The sequence below is a fragment of the Sphingomonas echinoides genome (assembly GCF_029623395.1).
GTDB lineage: Bacteria > Pseudomonadota > Alphaproteobacteria > Sphingomonadales > Sphingomonadaceae > Sphingomonas > Sphingomonas echinoides_A.
Genome location: NZ_JAPYKK010000077.1, coordinates 1 through 2,040 on the forward strand (window position 1 = coordinate 1; position 2,040 = coordinate 2,040).

The window sequence follows — 2,040 nt, forward strand, 5'->3', positions numbered from 1 at the left end:
TGTCGTCAGCCCGCCGTTTAGCACACTGGCCGCAGGGGATACGCAAACCGTGCGGATCGTGCTGCGCAAGGCCGCATTGGAACGCGAGGCGTCGTACCGACTGCTGGTCGATCAGCTCCCGGCTGCGGCGGATGCCGGCTCAATTCGGGTGGCTTTGCGGATCTCACTGCCCGTCTTCGCCGCCGCCGCCGGCGCGGCACGCTCGCGCCTGACGTGGAAGCTGGTCGGAGCAGACCCGGTCAAGCGCACGCTCGTCATCCGCAACGACGGGACGCGCCGCGCCAAGATCTCTGCGTTGAACCTTCCGCAAGCGGCGACCGCGCCGGGCTTTACCTTTCGATACGTTCTGGCGGGGAGCGAAGTCGCGATTCCGGTCGAGGCGGGGACGTCCGGCTGGGCCGCAGCAGGTGCGACTTTGCACGTCTCCGCCACATCGGACCAAGGCAAGGTGGAGGCAGATGCGCCGATCGTGCCTGCCGCTTAATGCTCTTGCCGGGTGGCTGTTCGCTGTATCACTGTTCGTCCCCGCGTCGCTAGCGACTGCGCAGGCGGCGGGGCCACGCGATCTCCTGCTCGAAGTAGTCGTCAACGGCGTAGATACCGAGAAGGTCGGCGCGTTCCAGGAAAAGGACGGACGGTTGTTCGCGACCGCCGAGGAATTGCGCGCGCTCGGCTTTGCTACGCCCACGGCGACCGCCGACGATGCTCTCGTTGATCTGGCAGAGATCGTCAGCGTGCCGGCCATAGTTGACGAACTTGCGCAGACGATCGCGCTGACCGTTCCGGTTCGCGGCTTGGCGGTGCACCGGGTGACGGGCGACTTGGGGCGCGAACGAGTGCGGACGAGTAGCTCGCCGATGGGGGTCTTGCTCAATTACGACATAACCGCGACCGCGCATAAGGGTACCTTCGACGCTTATGGTTATGGTTCCGCGCGGGTATTCGGCGGGTCTGGCACGTTCCAGAACGACTTCATCGTCGGGCATTCGCGCACCGGCTTTCATGTGGTCCGGCTTGCCAGCACCTACGCCTATTCCGATCCCAAACGGTCGCGGACCTATTCGGCGGGGGACGTGATTTCGGGGGCCTTGCCTTATACCCATCCGCTTCGGCTCGGCGGGGTGCAAGTCTCGACCGACTTCGCGCTTCGCCCCGACCTGATCACTTACCCCGTCCCAATCATTACCGGGGGCGCGACGGTGCCGTCGACGCTCGACGTTTTCGTCAACGGCGTTCGGCAACTCAGCACGTCGGTCGAGGCGGGGCCGTTCGCGGTGCCGCAGCTTCCGATCGTAACCGGGGCTGGTCAAGTGTCGGTGTCAGTTCGCGACATCACCGGACGCAGCGTCGTGCAGACTTCGTCCTTCTACGTCAGTCAGACGTTGTTGAAACCCGGCCTTTGGGCGTATTCGTTCGAGGCCGGTGCGATCCGCAAGGGCTATGGTGCAGAAAGCTTCGCTTATGGGAGACCGGCGGCGTTCGGAACTCTGCGGCGCGGCATCACCCCGGGGCTGACGCTAGAGGGGCATGCCGAGACGTCTGGCGGCCTCGCTTTGGTGACGGGGGGCGCCACGATCGGCATCGGTCGTTTTGCGGTCGCGAGTGTGGCGCTCGGCGGAAGTCGATCGTCCGCCGGGACCGGATGGCAATCCTATGTCGCGATCGAGCGGACGACTCGTCAATATCATTTCGGAGCTTCCGCGTCTTTGCCGAGCAAGCACTTTCGCGATCTCGGCCTGATCGCGGACCATCTTTCTGCCGGTCGCACGGTGCAGGTCAACGCCGGGTTGGTCCTCGGACGCCAAGGGTCGTTCAACGTCGCCTTCACGGACGTTGTGCAACGCCCGATTCGCCCCGCCTTTGTATCCGGCGTGGCGACCGTGATCGACCCGGGGCGTGCGTCGATCGTGTCCGGCACCTATTCGCGCGACGTTTTCGGACGCGCTTATCTGTACGTCACGGCTTATGACAATGTGCGCCTTCACGATCGCGCCATCTCGGTCGGCGTCACCCTTCGTCTCGGGGGGCAACGCACACTCG

2 protein-coding genes are annotated in these 2,040 nt (G+C 64.7%); both read left to right on the top strand.

Features of this window, described 5'->3' with window-relative positions; genetic code table 11:
• Positions 1-484 (top strand): fimbrial biogenesis chaperone (locus QBJ92_RS20485; RefSeq protein WP_277971536.1); only part of this gene is annotated, 484 nt, incomplete at its 5' end.
• The coding region (locus tag QBJ92_RS20490; protein ID WP_277971537.1) for a fimbria/pilus outer membrane usher protein at positions 459-2,040 on the top strand (1,582 nt) is incomplete at its 3' end. The genes QBJ92_RS20485 and QBJ92_RS20490, both read left to right, overlap by 26 nt.